The sequence below is a fragment of the uncultured Limimaricola sp. genome, from assembly GCF_964022235.1.
GTDB lineage: Bacteria > Pseudomonadota > Alphaproteobacteria > Rhodobacterales > Rhodobacteraceae > Limimaricola.
On the sequence record NZ_CAXHZL010000006.1, the window covers coordinates 123,250 to 141,176 of the forward strand.

Below are 17,927 nucleotides of genomic sequence, written 5' to 3' on the forward strand. Positions count from 1 at the left end.
GGCTTGCGAGGTGCAGGATCTGACATTGCGACAGGTCGAGGGGGTGCGCCGTATCCACTAACGCTGGCCCGTTCTTTGCATCGATTTCAACACTCTCAGAATCAGGAAGATCTGGCGCGGCGCGATCAGTTCGGATCGGGATAATCTGTGGCACCTACGATGCGGCACGCTTGCCAGCGCGCTGTCACTGGTGCTTTTCTTGGCGGTGCTCTTCATTCTCCTTGGCCCAACCCCGATCTGGGACAACAGGCGCGCTCGCAAGGCAAATTCGCACCTCGGCGGCGATGGGATCTGACCCATGCAAGGTAATATATCCATGAACCTCAACACCCTGCGACTGGGACTGATCGGCGACAACATCCACGCCTCGCGCTCACCGCTATTGCATCGCCTCGCGGGTGAGATGCTGGGGAGGCCTACCACTTACGACAGCCTGATCCCCGCCGAGTTGGGGCAGGATTTCCATGAGGTTTTCGCAAACTGCGCGCGCGACTATCGCGGCATCAACGTGACCTATCCCTATAAGGAAGTGGCCGCGCGCAAGGTGGTGGTGGACGACCCGCTGGTGCACGGCATCGGTGCGGTCAACACCGTGCTGTTCGAGCCGGAGGGCCCCAAGGGGCACAACACCGATTATTCGGGATTCCGGGCGGCCTATGCGCGGGTGCGCGGTGACACCTCCCCCGGCACGGTGCTGATGATCGGCACCGGCGGGGTAGGCCGTGCCGTGGCCTTCGGTCTCGCGGGACTGGGGGCCGCCGCCCTGCGAGTGGTTGATCAAGATTGCGCCAAGGCCGAGACGCTGGCAGCCGAGTTGCGCGCCGTTGCCCCCGGGCGAACGGTGGAGGTGTACCGCGATGCGGTTCTGGCGGCACATGACGCGGACGGGCTGATCAACTGCACCCCCGTCGGCATGGAGGGCTATCCCGGCACGCCGTTGCCCCAGACGGCGATGGCTCGGGCCTCGTGGGCCTTCGACGCGGTCTATACCCCCGAGCACACGCAGTTTCTGACCGAAGCCAAAGCCTCGGGGCTGCAGATCATCTCGGGTTGGGAGCTTTACTTCTATCAGGGTGTTCATGCCTCGCGGCTCTTCACCGGTCGCTGTCTTGACGAAGATCTCCTGCGCGCCCGTTTGAGGGAGGACTGAACATACACCGTTCCATCGCCTGCGCTTCCGTGCCCGGCAAACTGCGCGAAAAGCCTGAGGCCGTTGCGGCGGCGGGGCTCGACTGGATCGAAATTTCCGGGCGGGGTTTCATCGCCAAGGCCGGTAGCCCCGCCGAGACCACGGAGCACTGATCGTGATCTTCCAGCCGTTTCGTGATTTCGAGAGCCAACCTGTGCGCGCCGCGCCAAGGCCTTCGACTGGTCCGAGCGCAAGTTCGACCTGATGCAGGGGCTAGGCACCAATCAGATGTTGGTCTGTTCCTTGGGGACGCCGAGGCGGCAGGGGGCATCGACCGCGGCAACCGATGCTCAGGCCAGATCGGCGATTGCCGAGCGCAGGGCCTCAACGGTGCCGCCGTCGCCCATCGCATGGCCCGCGTCGGGCACATCCACAATCCGGGCGCGGCCCCAATCGTGGGCGAGCATATGTGACGTGGCAGGCGGGCACAGCAGGTCGTAGCGCGCCTGCACGATCACGCCGGGAACGTCGCGCAGCCTTCCCACCCGCGACAGCAGCGGCGCATCGAGAAAGCAGTCGTTTCGAAAGTAGTGCGCTTCCATGAAGGGGGTGGCAGGCAGGCCGCGGGCGGGGTCGTCGAGGCTTGCAAGGTCGAGCCGGGTGGCGGTCGGGCGAAGCTGCGACAAGATCCGTTCGGTGTCGTGCCACGCCCAAGCGGCCGCACGGTAGCGCGCGGGGTCGGGATCGAGGATGCGCGCCCAGTAGGCACCCAGAGGATCGGCGTGTTCGGGCGGCATCAGCAGCGACAGGAAGTCGGCCCAAAGGCCGGGGTAAAAGCGCGGCAGCGTGTCGAGAAACACCGTCTCCAGTTCGGCCCGCGTGCCAAGAAACACCGAGCGCAGCACCAGGCCGCGCACTCGGTCCGGGTGCGCCTGCGCATAGGCCAGCGCCAGCGTCGCGCCCCACGATCCGCCCACAACGAGCCAGCGCTCGATGCCGAACCGCACGCGCAGACGCTCGATGTCGGCCACTAGATGCGCGGTGGTGTTGGCCTCGCGACAGCGCCGGGGCCTGGAGCGGCCCGCGCCACGCTGATCGAAGAGCAGCAGGCGGGTATTGGGGCCGAACAGCGCGCGATGCGCGGGTTGGCAGCCGCTGCCCGGGCCGCCGTGCAGGAACACCGCCGGGGGGGAACTTTCGGGGCCGGTCAGTTCCGCATAGACCTCGTGCCCGTCGCTCATCGGCACATGGCCCGCGAAGTCAGGCTCAGCCATCGTCATCGGCCATGACCGGCTCGGCCCCGGAGGTCGTCAAAGGCTCGGGCGTGCCACCGGCGAAGTTGCGATAGGTGAAGCGATCCGACCCACCGCTCGAGTCGCGCAGCGCCGCGGCGAAGATTTCCTCGTGGCGCGGCGACAGCGCGCAGGCCGGATCGGTGGCGCCTGCGTCACCGGTGAGCGCGAAGGCCTGACAACGGCAGCCGCCGTAATCCTCTTCCTTGTGGGCGCAGCCCCGGCAGGGTTCGGGCATCCAAGCGGTCCCGCGATAGAGGTTGAGCGCCTCCGAATGTTCCCAGATCCAAGCGAGCGAGTGGTCGCGCACGCTGTCGAAATCGAGCGCGGTGATCGTTTCGGCGGCGTGGCAGGGCAGCACCTTGCCAGAGGGCGAAATGTTGAAGAACTGCCGCCCCCAGCCGCCCATGCATTTCTTAGGCCGCGCGGCGTAGTAGTCGGGTTCGACATAGTCGATGGCAAGCCGGCCCCCGAGCCGGGTGCGCGCCGCCTCGACCACCGTGCTTGCCTCTTCGATCTGCGCCAGCGTCGGCATCAGGGCGGCGCGATTCTTCAGCGCCCAGCCGTAATATTGCACGTTGGCCACCTCGAGCCGGGCCGCGTCAAGCGAGACCGCCATGTCGATGATCTCGGGCAATTGGTGCAGGTTCTGCCGGTGCATCACCGCATTGACCGTCAGCGGCAGGTCCAGCTCGCGCACCCATGCCGCTGCTTCGAGCTTCCTGGCGTGCCCCTTGCGGTAGCCACCGATGCGGTTGCCAAGCGTTTCCTCGCTCGATTGGAAGCTGATCTGCACGTGGTCGAGACCGGCCTCGGCCAGCGCAGCGAGGCGCGCCTTCGTCAGAGTTACGGCCGAGGTGATGAGATTGGTATAGAGCCCGACCTCGGCAGCGCGAGCGACGAGGTGTTCGAGATCGCGCCGGGCCAGGGGCTCACCGCCCGAGAAATGCACCTGTAGCACGCCAAGGTCCGCCAGCTCTCCCAAGACCCGCAGCCAGTCGTCGCACGACAGCTCGGCGTTGGCGCGCTCCATCTCCACGGGGTTGGAGCAGTAGGGGCATTGCAGCGGGCAACGGTGGGTGATCTCGGCCAGCACCGCCACGGGAATGCCAAAGCCCGCGGTGGCGGCGGGCGACAGCCCACCCATGGTCTGCTCGTCCTTCATGACGCCTCCGCCATATCACGCAAAAACCCCTTGGCCGCGAGGTCGTCCAGCATGGTGCAGATGTCGCTCAGGATCGCGGCCTCCGGCGCGTCGTAGATCCGCGCCAAGGTCGCGGCGATCTCCCCCAGCGTCGCCACCCCGTCGCAGAGCTTGAGCACCTCGACCGCCGTCTCGTCGGGCACCAGCACGCGCTCGGGGGCGAGCAATACCCAGATGCCGCGCGCGCGGTCGAAGCGCAGCTTTACGAAGCGGGGCAGGGCGGGGCGGCTTTGCGCGTGAAGGGAGGCTTGCATCAGGCTCATGCCATGTCCTCCGGGCGGAACGCACCGGGCGGGGGAAAGCCCGAAACATAGGCGTGGTAGAGTGCGTCGAGCTGCACCCAGAGCACGTCTGTCTTGAACACAAGCGCCTCGCAGACGAGCGCGCGCTGCTCAGGCGTACGGGCGTGGGTCTTGACGTAATCGAGCGCGAAGCCTGCGTCGCGCGGGGCCTGGCCCAGACGGCGCTGGAAATAGGTCATGATGCCGGGGTGGATGAAGTCGTAATGCGCCAGCATCCCCGAAATCCGTCGCTCATGCAGGCTCGGCGCGAAAAGCTCGGTCAGCGAGGAGGCGATGGCTTCGAGCGGCGAGCGGGTGCCGACGAAGTTGACATAGGCGTCGACCGCGAACCGGGTTGCGGGCAGGATACCGCGTGCCGATGTCACGTAGCCTTCGTCGAGGCCGAGCCCGGTGGTGAGGACGAGCCAGCGGTCGATGCCGCCTTCGTCGCCGGGCGACCCGTCGTGATCCTCGATCCGGTGCCGCCACTCCATCCGGGTTTCGCGGTCCCGAAACCGTGACAGCACAACCGCGTCCTTGATCGGAATCGAGGACTGGTAATACCAGCGGTTCAGCGCCCAGGCCTGCACCTGACCCCGGTTCAGCCGTCCGCAGTGCAGCATGTCGTGAAACGGATGCAGGTCGTGATAGCGCGCCGCGCCGATGGCGCGCAGCCGCCGCTCCAGCGCCGCCGCGCTTTCCAATGGCTCCTCGGTATAGGCGAACGAGGTGTCAAAGCTCATGTCGGTCATGGGGAGATCTCCTCACCGGCGCGGGGCACCCGCCATCCCGCTGCCTCGGCCTCGGCCCGCTCGGCGCTATCCGGGCGCAGCAGCGGGTTCGAGTTGTTGATGTGCACGAAGAGTTTCTGCGTAATGCCCAGATCCGCGAGGCCCGCAATCGCGCCCTTCGGCCCCGAAACCGAAACATGGCCCATGCGCCGTCCGGTCTTGTGGTGCAGGCCCTGTTCGATCAGCTCATCGTCGCGCCACAGCGTGCCGTCGAACAACACCATCGCCGCGCCGCGCAACCGGTCGCGCAGCGCCGTCGTGATACGCCCGCAGGCAGCGATGACAAAGACCTCCCTGTCGCCTTGCGTGGTGCCGATGCGCAGGCCCAGCGTGTCGCCGGGCCGTTCCTCGCTGGGTTCGGCCCGACCTTCGAGATACCACGCGGGTTTGCCCGGCACCTCGAAGGCCTCAATCACGAGACCGGATGGTCGGCCATCCGGCAGACGCGGCTCGAACGGGGTATCGAGCACGATCTCGCGGCGGGCGACGAGATCGGGGTGCAGCACGCCGAACAGGCTGTTTTCGGCCAACACCCCTAGGACGCGGGCGTGGGCATGGATGGTGAAGGGTGAGCCTTCGCGCAGCGACAACAACCCCGCCACCGCGTCGACCTCACCATTGGTGAGGATGACGCCCGCGATGGGGCTGTCGCGCAGGCGGCCAGCGCGCGGGTGCAGGCAGGGCGTGGCGTTGATCTGCTGGCGGATGTCGGGCGAGGCGTTGATCAAAAACCAATGCGCGCCGTCGGCGCTGACCGCGATCCCGGCCTGCCCCTCGTGGGTTTCGGGCGCGGCGCGCGCGGCGCGGCACCCCTCGCAATTGCAGTTCCACTGCGGGAATCCCCCGCCCGCCGCGCAGCCCAGAACGGTGATCTTCAGCATCATGGTCCTTTCGAAAGGCGCGGCAGGCGGGGTGCGGTCGTCAGGTCCGCTTGGCGCAGGCGTACATGTTGATTTCCATGCCGACTTCGACTTCGACGATTTTGGGGGCTTTCCAGGCCATGCGTCACTCCTAGCGTTGCGATCCACCGGCGAGACCGGCGGCGGGCGGCGATGGCCCGTGACATCGAGCCTAGCAGCGGGGCGAGGGGGCCAGTATTGGCGGAAGGTCGTAGAGACAGCGCGGTCGTGAGCGGGCCGGGCCTCGGGTATCTCTCGAAATTCTTGAAGGACCGTCTCGTGCTGCGTGGTTTCGCGGATCCCTCCGCACGCTATGCTTCGGGTCGAACAACAAGGGGATCTTCGATGGGCGGGTATTTGACGACGCATGTTCTGGACACGGCGAGGGGCTGCCCTGCGGCGGGGCTCGGGGTCGAGCTGGCGCGGATCGAGGGCGAACGCCGCGAGGTGCTGCGTCGCCTCATTACCAATGCCGACGGGCGCACCGACACGCCGATCCTGCCCGAGGCCGAGTTCGCCCCCGGCACCTACGAGCTGGTCTTCGCGGTGGGCGAGTATCTCGACGCCTGCGGTGTCGACAGCGGCAGCCCGCGCTTTCTCGATCTCGTGCCGCTGCGCTTTGGCTTGTCAGAGGCCAAGCATTACCACGTGCCGCTTCTGGTTTCTCCCTTCGGCTATTCGACCTATCGCGGCAGCTAGACCGCCCGTTTCGACCCCTAAAGCCCCCAAGGGGGACAACCGAAGACCCGATGGAGACCGCGATGACCACGCCCAGCTATTTCGCGCCGCAAGGCGGCCACCCTGCCCAGACCGAGCTGATGACCGGACGCGCTGTCTTCACCGAGGCCTATGCGGTGCTTCCCAAAGGCACGATGCGCGACATCACCACCAGCTTCCTGCCGTTTTGGGAGGGCACGCGCCTTTGGGTCATCGCGCGGCCGCTCTCGGGCTTTGCCGAGACCTTCTCGCAATACGTGATGGAGGTGCAGCCCGGCGGCGGATCGGAGCGCGGCGAGACGGCGGCGGGGGTCGAGGGGGTGATCTTCGTGACCGAGGGCGCTCTGGCGCTCGAGATCGGCGGCGTGCGCCATGAGATGGGGGCGGGAGGCTATGCCTACCTGCCCGCCGACATGCATTGGTCGCTGCGCGCCTCGGGCGAAGCACCGGCGCGGTTTCACTGGATCCGCAAGCTCTATGAGCCGGTCCAGGGGCTGGAGCGTCCCGAACCGATCGTGACCTCGGACACGGCCGTGACGCCCACCGAAATGCCGGGGACCGAAGGCCGGTGGGCTACGACGCGCTTCGTCGATCCCGCGGATCTGCGGCATGACATGCATGTCACCATCGTCACCTTCCAACCCGGCGGGCTGATCCCCTTCGAGGAGACGCATGTGATGGAGCACGGGCTTTACGTGCTCGAGGGCAAGGCGGTCTACAAGCTCAACCGCGATTGGGTCGAGGTCGAGGCGGGCGACTTCATGTGGTTGCGCGCCTTCTGCCCGCAGGCCTGCTATGCGGGCGGGCCGGGGCCGTTTCGTTATCTGCTCTACAAGGACGTGAACCGCCACGCCGCCTTTCCGGCGCCGCGCTGAGGCGCGCGGTTCAGCCCGATTGGGAGGCTTCGGCGGAGGCGGCCTCCTGACGGGCCGAGATCTCGCGCCGGATCTCGCGGCGCAGCTCGGCGGCGCGCCAGCGCTTGCGCTGCACCTCATCGTCCGGCTCCAAGGGCGGCACCGGGACCGGGCGGCCCCGTTCGTCGACCGCGACCATGGTAAAGTAGCACGAGTTCGTGTGCCGCCGGGTGCCGCGCCGGATGTTCTCGGCCTCGACCCGGATGCCGATTTCCATCGAGGTGCGGCCCGTGTGGTTCACATGCGACCGGAAGGTTACCAGTTCGCCTACATGGATCGGCTCCTTGAAGGTGACCTGATCGACCGAAAGCGTCACCGCATATTCGCCCGAGTAGCGCGAGGCGCAGGAGAACGCGACGCGGTCGAGCAGCGCCAGCAGCGCCCCGCCGTGCACCTTGCCGCTGAAATTCGCCATGTCCGGCGTCATCAGCACCGTCATCTCCAAGCCGCTGCGATCCATCGTCCGATCTCTCCTCACCGTCTGCCACGGCCCCGATCCGGGGCGGTTCAGCCTAGCCCAGCTGCCGCGCCGCGCCAATCGGCGGCGGCGTGACTTTCGCCTCTGGCACCCATGTTCCCGCGACCGCGCGGCGGCCATGTCGCAATCACGGCGGCGATGCGTCGCATCCGTCCCGTCCCGCGCGCGGGAATCGTGCCAATGCAGGGCATTGCTCCCGCCCAAGGACCGACCCATGACCCGTTTTTCTGCCTTCGCCGTCGTCAAGAACGCGCTCACCGGTCACACCGGCTGGCGCGAGCAATGGCCCGACGCGCAGCCCAAAAAGGAGTACGACGTCATCATCGTCGGCGCGGGCGGGCACGGGCTAGGGGCGGCCTATTATCTGGCCAAGGAGCACGGCATCACCAATGTGGCGGTGATCGACAAGGGCTGGCTCGGGGGTGGCAACACCGGGCGCAATACCACCATCATCCGCTCGAACTACCTCTACGACGAGAGCGCGAAGCTCTATGACCACGCGCTCGATCTCTGGGACGGGCTGTCACAGGATCTGAACTACAACGTCATGTTCTCGCGGCGCGGCGTGATGATGCTGGCGCACAACGTCCACGACGTTCAGAGCTTTCAGCGGCACGTGCATTCCAACCGGCTCAACGGCGTCGACAACCGCTGGCTTTCGCCGCAGGAGGCCAAGGACTTCTGCCCGCCGCTCAATATCTCGCCCGATGCTCGTTACCCGGTGATGGGCGCGGCCTTGCAGATGCGGGCGGGCACGGCGCGGCACGACGCGGTGGCCTGGGGCTATGCGCGGGCGGCGGCGGCGCGGGGCATCGACATCATCCAGAACTGCCCGGTGATCGCGATCCGGCGTGGCCCCGACGGGACGGTGACGGGGGTGGATACCGCCAAGGGCTTCATCGGCGCCAAGAAGGTCGCCGTCTCGGCGGCGGGGCACACGAGCGTGGTGATGCAGAGCGCGGATGTGCGCATGCCGCTCGAAAGCTTCCCGCTGCAGGCGCTGGTCTCCGAGCCGGTCAAGCCAGTGTTTCCCTGCGTGGTGATGTCGAACACGGTGCACGCCTATATCAGCCAGTCCGACAAGGGCGAGCTGGTGATCGGCTCGGGCACGGACCAGTACACCTCGTATAGCCAACGCGGCGGGCTGCCGCTGATCGAGCACACAGTGGCGGCAATCTGCGAGATCTTCCCGATCTTCACCCGGATGCGGATGCTGCGCAAATGGGGCGGCACGGTGGACGTGACGCCCGACCGTTCGGCGATCATCGGCAAGACGCCGGTGCCGAACCTCTTCGTCAACTGCGGCTGGGGCACGGGCGGGTTCAAGGCGACGCCGGGGGCGGCGCATGTGCTGGCGCATACGGTGGCCACCGGCGAGCCGCATCCGCTTAACGCCCCCTTCAGGCTGGAACGGTTCCGCACGGGGCGGCTGATCGACGAGGCGGCGGCCGCCGCCGTCGCGCATTGAGGTGAGAGAATGCTGCTGATCCATTGTCCGTATTGCGACGAAACCCTGCCCGAGCTGGAGTTCGCCTATGCGGGCGAGGCGCATATCGCGCGGCCCGAGGATCCCTCGACCATGTCCGACGAGGAATGGCGCGACTTCCTGTTCATCCGCTCCAACCCCAAGGGGCCGCATTTCGAGCGTTGGCGCCACGTGCATGGCTGCGCGCGCTTCTTCAACGCGGTGCGGGACACGGTGAGCGACCGGTTCCTTCTTACCTACAAGGCGGGCGAGCCGCGCCCCGACCTCTCGACGCTGGAGACCTCCGCATGAGCCACTACCGCTTGCAAGGTAAGGGCCGGGTGAACCACGCCGCCCCGGTCCGCTTCAGCTTCGACGGCAAGCAGTACGACGGTCTGCGCGGGGACACCGTGGCCTCGGCGCTCTTGGCGCGTGGCGTCCACCTGATGGGCCGCTCGTTCAAATACCATCGTCCGCGCGGCCCGGTGACGGCGGACAGCGCCGAGCCCAATGCGCTCATCGGTACCTCGCGTGGAGCGGGCCGTTTCGAGCCCAACACCCGCGCCACGGTGCAGGAGTTGCGCGAGGGGCTGGTGTGCGAGAGCCAGAACCGGCTTGGATCGCTGTCCTTCGACCTTGGTGCGGTGAACGACGTGCTGCACCCGGTGTTCTCGGCGGGGTTCTATTACAAGACCTTCATGTGGCCGCGCAGCTTCTGGGACAAGCTCTACGAGCCGGTCATCCGCCGCGCCGCGGGCTTGGGCAAACCGCCCACCGAGGTCGATCCCGACATCTACGCCTCGCGCTACCTGCACACCGACCTTCTGGTGGTGGGCGCGGGGCCCTCGGGGCTGATGGCGGCGCTGGAGGCGGCGCGGGCGGGCCTGCGGGTGACGCTGGTCGATGAGAATTCGGAATTGGGCGGGGCGCTTCTGTCGGATCCGGGCGTCGAGATCGACGGGCAGCCCGCATGGGACTGGCTCGACGCGGTGCTGGTCGAACTCACCGCCCTGGGCGTGCGGCTGATGAGCAGAACCACGGCGATCGGCTACTACCATCAGAACATGGTGGGGCTGTGCGAGAAGCTCACCGACCATCTTGACGAGATCCCCGCGGATGCCCCGCGCGAGCGGCTGTGGCGGGTGCGGGCGGGCCGGGTGGTGCTGGCGCAGGGCGCATTGGAAAAACCGCTCGTCTTTCACGGCAACGACCGGCCCGGCGTGATGCTTGCGGGATCGGCGCAGAGCTACCTGCACCGCTGGGGCGTGCGGGTGGGCGACCGCGCCGTCGTTGTCACCTCGCATGACAGCGCTTATTTCGCGGCCTTCGACCTCGCCGCCTCGGGCACCACCATCGGCGCCATCGTCGATACCCGGCCCACCCCGCGCGAGGATCTGGCGCGCGAGGCGCGGGTGCGCGGGATCGAGGTTCTGGCGGGCCATACCGTCACCGAGACCCGCGGGCGGCTGCGGATCTCTTCGGTCACGGTGAACCCGGTGCGGGACGGCCGCATCGGCGATCCGCGCATGATCTTCTGCGATTGCCTGCTGATGTCGGGCGGCTGGACGCCCTCGCTGCATCTCTTCTCGCACACCAAGGGCAGCCTGAAGTGGGACGAGCGGAGCGAGACCTTCCTGCCGGACCGGATGACCGAGGACTGCCACATCGCGGGCGCGGGGCGCGGGCTCTGGGGCTTCGAGGCGGCGTTGGCCGATGGCGCAATGGTGGGAGCGCAGGCGGCGCGGGCGCTTGGCAAGGAGACGGAGGCGAGCGCCGTTTCGGTAGCGCATGACCGCCCCGGCACCGGCGAGAGCCACAAGGAGCTGCCGACGAGTCGCAAGTCGTCCCGCGTGCGCGCCTTCATCGATTTCCAGAACGACGTGACCGCCAAGGACATCCGGCTCGCGGTGCGCGAGGGCATGCGCTCGATCGAGCATGTCAAACGCTACACCACCAACGGCATGGCGACCGATCAGGGCAAGATGTCGAACATGAACGGGTTGATGATCGCCGCCGACGCGGTGGGCAAGGCGCCGCCGCAGGTCGGGCTTACCACCTTCCGCCCGCCCTATACGCCGACGACCTTCGGGGCCTTTGCCGGATACCACCGGGGCGCGCAGTTCGAGGTGACGCGGCGCACCCCAATCGATCCTTGGGCCGAAGCGAACGGCGCGGTGTTCGAGCCGGTCTCGCTGTGGCGGCGGGCGTGGTACTTCCCGAAGAGGGGAGAGGACATGGATCAGGCGGTGGCGCGCGAATGCCTCGCCACGCGGGCCTCGGTCGGCATCTTCGACGCCTCGACGCTGGGCAAGATCGAGGTGGCCGGGCCCGATGCGGTCGAGTTCATGAACCGCATCTACACCAACCCCTGGACCAAGCTCGCGCCGGGGCGCTGCCGCTACGGCGTGCTGCTGGGCGAGGACGGCTACATCCGCGACGACGGGGTGATCGGGCGGCTCGGGCCGGACCTGTTCCACGTCACCACGACGACGGGCGGCGCGCCGCGGGTGCTCAACATGATGGAGGATTACCTCCAGACCGAGTGGCCCGATCTCGACGTCTGGCTCACCTCGACCACCGAGCAATGGGCGACCGTGGCGCTGAACGGGCCGAAGGCGCGCGAGGTGCTCGAAGGGCTGGTCGAGGGCTGCGACATCTCTGCCGAGGCGATGCCGCACATGTCGGTGGCCGAATGCCGCGTCGCGGGCTTCCCCGCCCGGCTGTTCCGGCTGAGCTTCACCGGCGAGTTGGGCTTCGAGATCAACGTGCCGGCGCGGCACGGGCTGGCGCTGTGGGAGGCGCTGATGGCGGCCGGTAAGCCGCATGGCATCACGCCCTACGGCACCGAGACCATGCATGTGCTGCGCGCCGAGAAGGGCTTCATCATCATCGGCCAGGACACCGACGGCACGGTGACGCCCGAGGATGCAGGGCTGGGCTGGGCGATCGGGAAGAAGAAGCCCGATTTCGTCGGCAAGCGCGGTCTGGCGCGGCCCGACCTCGTGGCGCCAGGGCGCAAGCAGCTCGTCGGCCTTCTGACCGAGGACGGCGCGGTAAAGCTCGAAGAGGGCGCGCAGATCGTGCTCGACCCCGATCAGCCCAAGCCGATGAAGATGGTGGGCCACGTCACCTCGTCGTACCACAGCGCCACTCTAGGTCGCTCCATCGCCATGGCTTTGATCGAGGGCGGGACCGAGCGCATGGGCGAGGTGGTGCATGTGCCGATGCCCGAGGGCGTGGTGCGGGCGAAGGTTACGCAGACCGCCTTCTACGACCCCGAGGGCGAGCGGCTGAAGCTGTGACGAAAGGCGAGAGCATGACCCGACAGATGCATGATTTTCCCGCGACCTCCGCTTCGGGCGACGGGGTGCGGATCGAGGAGATGGCCCCCGCCCTGCGGCTGTCGCTGCGGGTGCGGGCGGCGCATGCGCCGGTGCTGGGCCGGGCGCTGGGGCTCGACCTGCCGGATCGGGTGGGGCGCACGGCGCGCGAGGCGTCGCGCACGGCGCTCTGCCTCGGCCCGGACGAATGGCTGATCTGCGCGCCACAGGAGGCGCGGGGCGAGATCCTCGCCGCGGCGGCCGGGGTCTACGGCGCGGCGCCGCATGCGCTGGTCGATATCTCGGACCGGGAGATCAGCTACGCCATCACCGGACCGCAGGCGCAGGCACTGCTCTCCATCGCATGCCCGCGCGATCTCGACCGTCTGGAGGAGGGGCAGGGGGTGCGCACGGTGTTCGACAGCGCGCAGGTGGTACTGTGGCGCGACGGCGCGCAGGCCTTCCGCCTCGACGTCTGGCGCAGCTTCGCACTCCATGTTCGCGCGCTCTTGGACATCGGCCAAAGGGAACTTGCCGCCGGGCTCTGATCGGCCCATCGTGGCTGTTCGGCGGGCCGGTCCCAACCGGATCGGCGAGGGCATCAAACCGGGGTCCGCGCCTCGCGCCTCGCGCCACATGCCCGGATCGGGAGGGTTCTGAATGTTCGTCTCGGTGTTCGAGATCTTCAAACGCGGCATCGGCCCGTCGTCGTCACATACGATGGGGCCGATGGTTGCCGCCGCGCGGTTTCTTGACGATCTATGCGGCGGGGCCGAGCGCATCCCCGGCGCAGGCGAGGTGGCTTCGGTCCGGGTGTCGCTGCACGGCAGCCTTGCCTTCACGGGCAAGGGCCACGCGACCGACCGCGCGGTGATCCTCGGACTGCTGGGCCAGCGACCCGAGACGCTCGACCCCGAAGCCGCCGAGGCAATGATCGAGGCGCTGCGCGACAGCCGGACGCTGATCCATGACGGGCTGCCGCCGCTGGCCTTCGATCCGGGCGCCGATCTGATGTTCGACTTTGGCCCGGCGCTGCCGCTGCACGCCAATGGCATGATCTTTCGCGCCTTCGACCGCGCCGGCAATCCGTTTCTGACCACCACATATTACTCGGTCGGTGGCGGTTTCGTGCAGACCGAGGCCGAGCTTCTGGCGGCGCGCGACGCCCCCGACGAGCGAGCCGAGCCCTCGCATGTGCCCTATCCGTTTCGCACCGCCCGCGAGATGCTGCAGATGGGCGCGGATTCAAACCTCAGCATCGCCGCGATGAAGCGCGCCAACGAGGCGGCGCGCGGCACCACCGCGCTCGACGCCGATCTCGACGCGCTGTCGGAGACAATGAACGCCTGCATCGATCGCGGACTCGGGCAGGACGGCATCCTGCCCGGCGGGCTCAAGGTGAAACGCCGCGCCCGTGCGATCCACGAGGCGCTTTTGTCCGAGCGTCAAAACAACCGTCCCGCCCCGCATGTCGCGAACGAATGGATGAGCGTCTATGCCATGGCGGTGAACGAGGAGAACGCCGCCGGGGGCCGCGTCGTCACGGCCCCCACCAACGGGGCCGCAGGCACGGTGCCGGCGGTGCTGCGCTACTGGCTCGATCATTGCGACGGGGTGACCGACGCGCGCCGCCGCGACTTCCTGCTTACGGCGGCGGCCATCGGCGGCATCATCAAGACCAACGCTTCGATCTCAGGCGCGGAAGTGGGCTGTCAGGGCGAGGTCGGCTCGGCGGCGGCGATGGCGGCGGCGGGTCTGTGCGCCGCGATGGGCGGCACCAACGCGCAGATCGAAAATGCCGCGGAGATCGCGCTGGAGCATCACCTTGGCATGACCTGCGACCCGGCGGGGGGCCTCGTTCAGGTACCCTGCATCGAGCGCAACGCGTTGGGCGCGATCAAGGCGGTTTCGGCGGCGGCCTTGGCGCTGCGCGGCGACGGCACGCACTTCATGCCGCTCGACAACTGCATCAAGGTGATGCTGGAGACGGGCCGCGACATGAACACGAAGTACAAGGAGACCTCGACAGGCGGCATCGCGGTGAATCTGCCCGAGTGTTGATCCCCCGGGCAGGTCGCGCGCGCTCCTAGCGCAGACGCCGCTCAGTGGCGGCATCGAACAGCATCACGCGGCTCGCGTCGACGCGTAGCCCCACCCGGTCGTTCGGGCGCGGTGCGGGGTCGTCCTCGCGCAGCTCCACCACCAGCCGGTCGCCGGTCGCCGCGACGAGGTAGGCATAGGAGACGCCACCCAACCGTTCGACCAGATCGACGAGATGGCTGTCGCCCTCGGCTAGGCTGAGGTGCTGGGGCCGCACGCCGACGATCACCTCCGTGCCAGGCGCGGGCAGGGCAGCTGCCACCGACAGGGTCTGCGCCCCGAGGCCCGGCGCCAGCGCACCGCCCTCGGCCACCGAGCCGCCGACGAAGTTCATCGCCGGTGAGCCGATGAAGCCCGCGACGAAGCGGTTGTCGGGGTCGCGGTAGAGATCCATCGGCGCGCCGACCTGTTCGATGTTGCCGCCCCGCAGCACCACGATCTTGTCGGCGAGCGTCATCGCTTCGACCTGATCATGGGTGACGTAGATCATCGTCGCGCCGATCTCCTTGTGCAGCCGCGCGATCTCTACCCGCATGTCGACCCGAAGCTCTGCGTCGAGGTTCGACAGAGGCTCGTCGAAGAGAAACACCTCCGGGCCGCGCACGATGGCGCGACCGATGGCGACGCGCTGGCGCTGGCCGCCAGAGAGCGCCTTGGGCTTGCGTTTGAGGTAATCGTCGAGCTTGAGGATGCGGCTCGCTTCGCGGACCTTTTCCTTGACCTCTGGCTTGGCGTGGCCGGTCATCTTCAGCCCGAAGCCCATGTTCTCCTCGACCGTCATGTGCGGGTAGAGCGCATAGGTCTGGAACACCATCGCCACGCCCCTGTCGGCGGGATCGGCGCGTGTCACATCGGCCTCTCCGATGCGGATCTCGCCCGAGCTGGTCTCCTCCAGACCCGCGATCATCCGCAGAAGCGTGGATTTGCCGCAGCCCGAGGGGCCGACGAAGACCACGAATTCGCCATCGGCGATGTCGAGGTCGACCCCGTGGATCACCTCGACCTCGCCGTAGCGCTTCACCAACTTGCGCAGGGTGACGTCAGACATTGCTCTCTCCCTTGTCGCGGGCCCGTCCCTGGTCGGGAAAGCGCCACGCCTCCGTGTCCTTCGAGATGCACGCCGCCGTCTCGCGCAGCAGCGGCACCATTTTTTCCAGATCGTCCAGTGTCTTGCGTAGTGTGACCGAGGTCACCGACAGCGCGCCGATGACCCGGCCGCGCGCCGACAGGATCGGCATCGCCACGCAAATGATGCCCGGCTCGTGCTCCTCGCGGTCAAAGGCGTAGCCACGCGCGCGGATCTCGGCCAGCTCGGCGCGCAGGGCATCTGCATCGGTGAGCGTGTGCGGCGTGAAGCGGTAGAAGCTTTGCTGCGCGACCGCCCGGTCGAGCGCCTCCGCCTCCAGAAACGCCAGCATCGCCTTGCCGACGCCGGTGCAATGCGCGGGGCCGACCTTGCCGGCCTGGCTGAACATCTCGACCGGGCGCGAGGGCACGCGCTTGTCGACATAGAGCACCTGTCCCGCGTCGAGCTGCGCCAGATGCACCGTCTCGCAGGCCTTGGCCGCGAGACGGGCCAGATGCGGCCGCGCCACCGGGGCCAGCGACGATTGCTCCCACGCGGCATGGGCCAGCCGCATCAGCCGCAGCCCCGGCGCATAGGTCTGACGCTCGGGGTCGAGCGCCAGCAGCCCCTGATTCGTCAGTGTCTGCAGCAGCCGGTAGAGCGTCGCCTTGGGGTAGTCCGAGCGCTCGCGCAGCTCGTTGAAGCGCACCGGGCGTTCGAAGCCCGCCACGAGGTCGAGCACCGTCACCGCCTTGCCGATGGTCCCGTCGCCTGCCTGCTGGTCGCTTCGCTGCGCTGTCATGCCGCCTCCTTCGTAACGTCGCGGACGGCAAATGCGCGCCTCGACTGTTGACAAGCATAGGGCAGACCGGCGTATGATTTCAATATGCAAAACCTAGTCTCAAATAATGAGACCGGTGATGCGGCGAAATGGGGAGGAAACCATGAAGATTTACCACCGGGCCGCGCTTGCCGCGCTGGCCATGTCGACCACGCTGGCCAGCGGTGCCTTTGCCGAAAGCCACGAGATGGCGCTCTCGGGCGATCTCAAGATCTTTTCGGACATGTCCAACCCCGCGCCCCGCGCGGTGATGGAAGGGATGATCGAACGATTCGGCGAGATGCACCCGGATCTGAACATCGAGCTGACGGTGATCGACCGCGAAGCCTACAAGACGCAGATCCGCAACTTCCTGTCGGCCAATCCGCCGGACGTGGCGAACTGGTACGCGGGCAACCGCATGGCCCCCTATGTGGATGCGGGCCTGTTCGAGGACGTGTCGGACCTCTGGGAGGGGGAGCTGAGCGAGCAATTGGCCTCGACCAAGGGGGCGATGACCCTCAACGGCAAGCAGTGGGGCGTGCCCTACACCTACTACCAGTGGGGCGTATATTATCGGAAGGATCTCTACGAGGAATACGGCCTCAGCGAGCCGACCGACTGGGAAAGCTTCAAGTCGAACTGCCAGACGCTTCTCGACAACGACATCAAGTGCTTCACCATCGGCACCAAGTTCCTGTGGACCGCCGCCGGCTGGTTCGACTACCTCAACATGCGCACCAACGGCTATGACTTCCACATGGCGCTGACGGCGGGCGAGGTCGAGTGGACCGACAAGCGCGTCCGCCAGACTTTTGCCAACTGGCGCGAACTGATCGACATGGGCGCGTTCATCGACAACCACACCGCCTACAGCTGGCAGGAGGCGCTGCCCTTCATGGTCAACGGCGAAGCCGGGGCTTACCTCATGGGCAACTTCGCCGTCGCACCGCTGCGGGAGGCGGGTCTCACCGACGAGCAGATCGACTACTATCAGTTCCCGGCGATCAACCCGGACGTCGAACTGGCCGAGGACGCACCGACCGACACCTTCCACATCCCGTCGGGCGCGCAGAACAAGGATGCCGCCAAGGCCTTCTTGAAGTTCGTGGTCTCCGCCGACAACCAGACCACGATCAACGCGGGCGATGCGCTGGGGCAGCTGCCCGTCAACAGCGGCTCCTCGGTGGATGACGACAAGTTCCTGAAAGAGGGCTTCGAGACGCTGTCGTCCAACAGCCCCGGCGGCGTGGCGCAATTCTTCGACCGCGACGCGCCGGCCGAGATGGCCAAGGTCGCGATGGAAGGCTTCCAGGAGTTCATGGTCAAGCCCGATGAGCTCGACCGCATCCTCGATCGCCTCGAGCGCGCGCGTGGCCGGATCTACTGATCCTCGCGCCTGAAACGATCGCCGGGGGTGGCCCGCCCACCTCCGGCGTTCCCCGGTCTCC

At 67.4% G+C, this 17,927-nt stretch carries 19 protein-coding genes; 10 read left to right on the forward strand and 9 right to left on the reverse strand.

From position 1 onward, the window contains the following. Nucleotides 1–316 precede the first annotated feature (316 nt). Together AADJ02_RS09750 and AADJ02_RS09755 are read left to right on the forward strand one after the other, a co-directional pair. Entirely contained in the window at nt 317–1,150 is an 834-nt protein-coding gene (locus AADJ02_RS09750; protein WP_341212809.1) for a shikimate dehydrogenase, read from the forward strand. 29 nt (nt 1,151–1,179) lie between these two features. After that, a complete protein-coding gene (locus AADJ02_RS09755) occupies nt 1,180–1,302 on the forward strand; it encodes a hypothetical protein (RefSeq protein WP_341212810.1) in 123 nt (40 codons plus the stop codon). A 177-nt stretch (nt 1,303–1,479) separates the two neighbouring features. Here AADJ02_RS09755 and AADJ02_RS09760 read toward each other — a convergent pair whose 3' ends face one another. Genes AADJ02_RS09760 through pqqA form a run of 6 tightly spaced genes read right to left on the reverse strand, consistent with a single transcriptional unit; the run spans nt 1,480 to nt 5,699 of the window. After that, nucleotides 1,480–2,403, reverse strand: coding sequence for an alpha/beta fold hydrolase (locus AADJ02_RS09760; RefSeq protein WP_341212811.1), 924 nt, complete (start codon nt 2,401–2,403; stop codon nt 1,480–1,482). Next, entirely contained in the window at nt 2,396–3,586 is a 1,191-nt protein-coding gene (gene pqqE, locus AADJ02_RS09765) for a pyrroloquinoline quinone biosynthesis protein PqqE (RefSeq protein WP_341212812.1), read from the reverse strand. The genes AADJ02_RS09760 and pqqE overlap by 8 nt, the downstream gene beginning before the upstream one ends. Further along, nucleotides 3,583–3,888: a pyrroloquinoline quinone biosynthesis peptide chaperone PqqD gene (gene pqqD / locus AADJ02_RS09770; protein ID WP_341212813.1), complete on the reverse strand. Its 306-nt coding sequence runs from the start codon at nt 3,886–3,888 to the stop codon at nt 3,583–3,585. The genes pqqE and pqqD overlap by 4 nt, the downstream gene beginning before the upstream one ends. Beyond that, nucleotides 3,885–4,649, reverse strand: a complete 765-nt coding sequence (gene pqqC, locus AADJ02_RS09775; RefSeq protein ID WP_341212908.1) for a pyrroloquinoline-quinone synthase PqqC — start codon at nt 4,647–4,649, stop codon at nt 3,885–3,887. The genes pqqD and pqqC overlap by 4 nt, the downstream gene beginning before the upstream one ends. Before the next feature lie 5 nt (nt 4,650–4,654). Beyond that, nucleotides 4,655–5,578, reverse strand: a complete 924-nt coding sequence (pqqB, locus tag AADJ02_RS09780) for a pyrroloquinoline quinone biosynthesis protein PqqB (protein ID WP_341212814.1) — start codon at nt 5,576–5,578, stop codon at nt 4,655–4,657. A gap of 40 nt (nt 5,579–5,618) precedes the next feature. Then, nucleotides 5,619–5,699, reverse strand: coding sequence for a pyrroloquinoline quinone precursor peptide PqqA (gene pqqA / locus AADJ02_RS09785; protein WP_341212909.1), 81 nt, complete (start codon nt 5,697–5,699; stop codon nt 5,619–5,621). 242 nt (nt 5,700–5,941) lie between these two features. Between pqqA and uraH the strand changes: the two genes are divergently transcribed. Both uraH and AADJ02_RS09795 read left to right on the forward strand, forming a co-directional pair. Further along, nucleotides 5,942–6,295 (forward strand): hydroxyisourate hydrolase, encoded by a 354-nt coding sequence (uraH, locus tag AADJ02_RS09790; RefSeq protein ID WP_341212815.1) that lies wholly within the window; start codon nt 5,942–5,944, stop codon nt 6,293–6,295. A 62-nt stretch (nt 6,296–6,357) separates the two neighbouring features. Next, nucleotides 6,358–7,188, forward strand: a complete 831-nt coding sequence (locus AADJ02_RS09795) for a bifunctional allantoicase/(S)-ureidoglycine aminohydrolase (protein ID WP_341212816.1) — start codon at nt 6,358–6,360, stop codon at nt 7,186–7,188. Nucleotides 7,189–7,198: 10 nt separating this feature from the next. Here AADJ02_RS09795 and AADJ02_RS09800 read toward each other — a convergent pair whose 3' ends face one another. Beyond that, nucleotides 7,199–7,687 carry an acyl-CoA thioesterase gene (locus tag AADJ02_RS09800; protein ID WP_341212817.1) on the reverse strand — a complete coding sequence of 163 codons (489 nt, stop codon included), beginning with the start codon at nt 7,685–7,687 and terminating at the stop codon, nt 7,199–7,201. 232 nt (nt 7,688–7,919) lie between these two features. Here AADJ02_RS09800 and AADJ02_RS09805 point away from each other — a divergent pair, with 232 nt between their 5' ends. From AADJ02_RS09805 to AADJ02_RS09825, 5 genes are all read left to right on the forward strand, one after another. After that, on the forward strand, nt 7,920–9,173 hold the full coding sequence (locus AADJ02_RS09805; RefSeq protein WP_341212818.1) for a sarcosine oxidase subunit beta family protein: 1,254 nt from the start codon (nt 7,920–7,922) through the stop codon (nt 9,171–9,173). 9 nt (nt 9,174–9,182) lie between these two features. Continuing rightward, entirely contained in the window at nt 9,183–9,482 is a 300-nt protein-coding gene (locus AADJ02_RS09810; protein WP_341212819.1) for a sarcosine oxidase subunit delta, read from the forward strand. Further along, entirely contained in the window at nt 9,479–12,472 is a 2,994-nt protein-coding gene (locus AADJ02_RS09815; protein ID WP_341212820.1) for a sarcosine oxidase subunit alpha, read from the forward strand. The genes AADJ02_RS09810 and AADJ02_RS09815 overlap by 4 nt, the downstream gene beginning before the upstream one ends. Nucleotides 12,473–12,486: 14 nt before the next feature. Then, a complete protein-coding gene (locus AADJ02_RS09820) occupies nt 12,487–13,038 on the forward strand; it encodes a sarcosine oxidase subunit gamma family protein (protein ID WP_341212821.1) in 552 nt (183 codons plus the stop codon). Between the two features lie 112 nt (nt 13,039–13,150). Further along, nucleotides 13,151–14,551 (forward strand): L-serine ammonia-lyase, encoded by a 1,401-nt coding sequence (locus AADJ02_RS09825; RefSeq protein ID WP_341212822.1) that lies wholly within the window; start codon nt 13,151–13,153, stop codon nt 14,549–14,551. Nucleotides 14,552–14,576: 25 nt separating this feature from the next. On the opposite strand, the gene ugpC is transcribed toward AADJ02_RS09825, so the two are convergent. Both ugpC and AADJ02_RS09835 read right to left on the reverse strand, forming a co-directional pair. Further along, a complete protein-coding gene (gene ugpC / locus AADJ02_RS09830; protein WP_341212823.1) occupies nt 14,577–15,638 on the reverse strand; it encodes a sn-glycerol-3-phosphate ABC transporter ATP-binding protein UgpC in 1,062 nt (353 codons plus the stop codon). Beyond that, nucleotides 15,631–16,458: an IclR family transcriptional regulator gene (locus AADJ02_RS09835; RefSeq protein ID WP_341212824.1), complete on the reverse strand. Its 828-nt coding sequence runs from the start codon at nt 16,456–16,458 to the stop codon at nt 15,631–15,633. The genes ugpC and AADJ02_RS09835 overlap by 8 nt, the downstream gene beginning before the upstream one ends. Nucleotides 16,459–16,600: 142 nt before the next feature. On the opposite strand from AADJ02_RS09835, the gene AADJ02_RS09840 reads away from it, so the two are divergent. Then, complete coding sequence (locus tag AADJ02_RS09840) at nt 16,601–17,866, forward strand: ABC transporter substrate-binding protein (RefSeq protein ID WP_341212825.1); 1,266 nt, start codon at nt 16,601–16,603, stop codon at nt 17,864–17,866. Nucleotides 17,867–17,927 lie beyond the last annotated feature (61 nt).

Coding starts and splice junctions, on each gene's coding strand:
- AADJ02_RS09820 (WP_341212821.1), top strand. CDS start 12,487: ATGACCCGACAGATGCATGATTTTCCCGCGACCTCCGCTTCGGGCGAC.
- pqqD (WP_341212813.1), bottom strand. CDS start 3,888: ATGAGCCTGATGCAAGCCTCCCTTCACGCGCAAAGCCGCCCCGCCCTG.
- AADJ02_RS09800 (WP_341212817.1), bottom strand. CDS start 7,687: ATGGATCGCAGCGGCTTGGAGATGACGGTGCTGATGACGCCGGACATG.
- AADJ02_RS09835 (WP_341212824.1), bottom strand. CDS start 16,458: ATGACAGCGCAGCGAAGCGACCAGCAGGCAGGCGACGGGACCATCGGC.
- ugpC (WP_341212823.1), bottom strand. CDS start 15,638: ATGTCTGACGTCACCCTGCGCAAGTTGGTGAAGCGCTACGGCGAGGTC.
- pqqA (WP_341212909.1), bottom strand. CDS start 5,699: ATGGCCTGGAAAGCCCCCAAAATCGTCGAAGTCGAAGTCGGCATGGAA.
- AADJ02_RS09750 (WP_341212809.1), top strand. CDS start 317: ATGAACCTCAACACCCTGCGACTGGGACTGATCGGCGACAACATCCAC.
- pqqC (WP_341212908.1), bottom strand. CDS start 4,649: ATGAGCTTTGACACCTCGTTCGCCTATACCGAGGAGCCATTGGAAAGC.
- AADJ02_RS09840 (WP_341212825.1), top strand. CDS start 16,601: ATGAAGATTTACCACCGGGCCGCGCTTGCCGCGCTGGCCATGTCGACC.
- AADJ02_RS09805 (WP_341212818.1), top strand. CDS start 7,920: ATGACCCGTTTTTCTGCCTTCGCCGTCGTCAAGAACGCGCTCACCGGT.
- pqqE (WP_341212812.1), bottom strand. CDS start 3,586: ATGAAGGACGAGCAGACCATGGGTGGGCTGTCGCCCGCCGCCACCGCG.
- AADJ02_RS09810 (WP_341212819.1), top strand. CDS start 9,183: ATGCTGCTGATCCATTGTCCGTATTGCGACGAAACCCTGCCCGAGCTG.
- AADJ02_RS09815 (WP_341212820.1), top strand. CDS start 9,479: ATGAGCCACTACCGCTTGCAAGGTAAGGGCCGGGTGAACCACGCCGCC.
- pqqB (WP_341212814.1), bottom strand. CDS start 5,578: ATGCTGAAGATCACCGTTCTGGGCTGCGCGGCGGGCGGGGGATTCCCG.
- AADJ02_RS09795 (WP_341212816.1), top strand. CDS start 6,358: ATGACCACGCCCAGCTATTTCGCGCCGCAAGGCGGCCACCCTGCCCAG.
- AADJ02_RS09760 (WP_341212811.1), bottom strand. CDS start 2,403: ATGGCTGAGCCTGACTTCGCGGGCCATGTGCCGATGAGCGACGGGCAC.
- AADJ02_RS09825 (WP_341212822.1), top strand. CDS start 13,151: ATGTTCGTCTCGGTGTTCGAGATCTTCAAACGCGGCATCGGCCCGTCG.
- uraH (WP_341212815.1), top strand. CDS start 5,942: ATGGGCGGGTATTTGACGACGCATGTTCTGGACACGGCGAGGGGCTGC.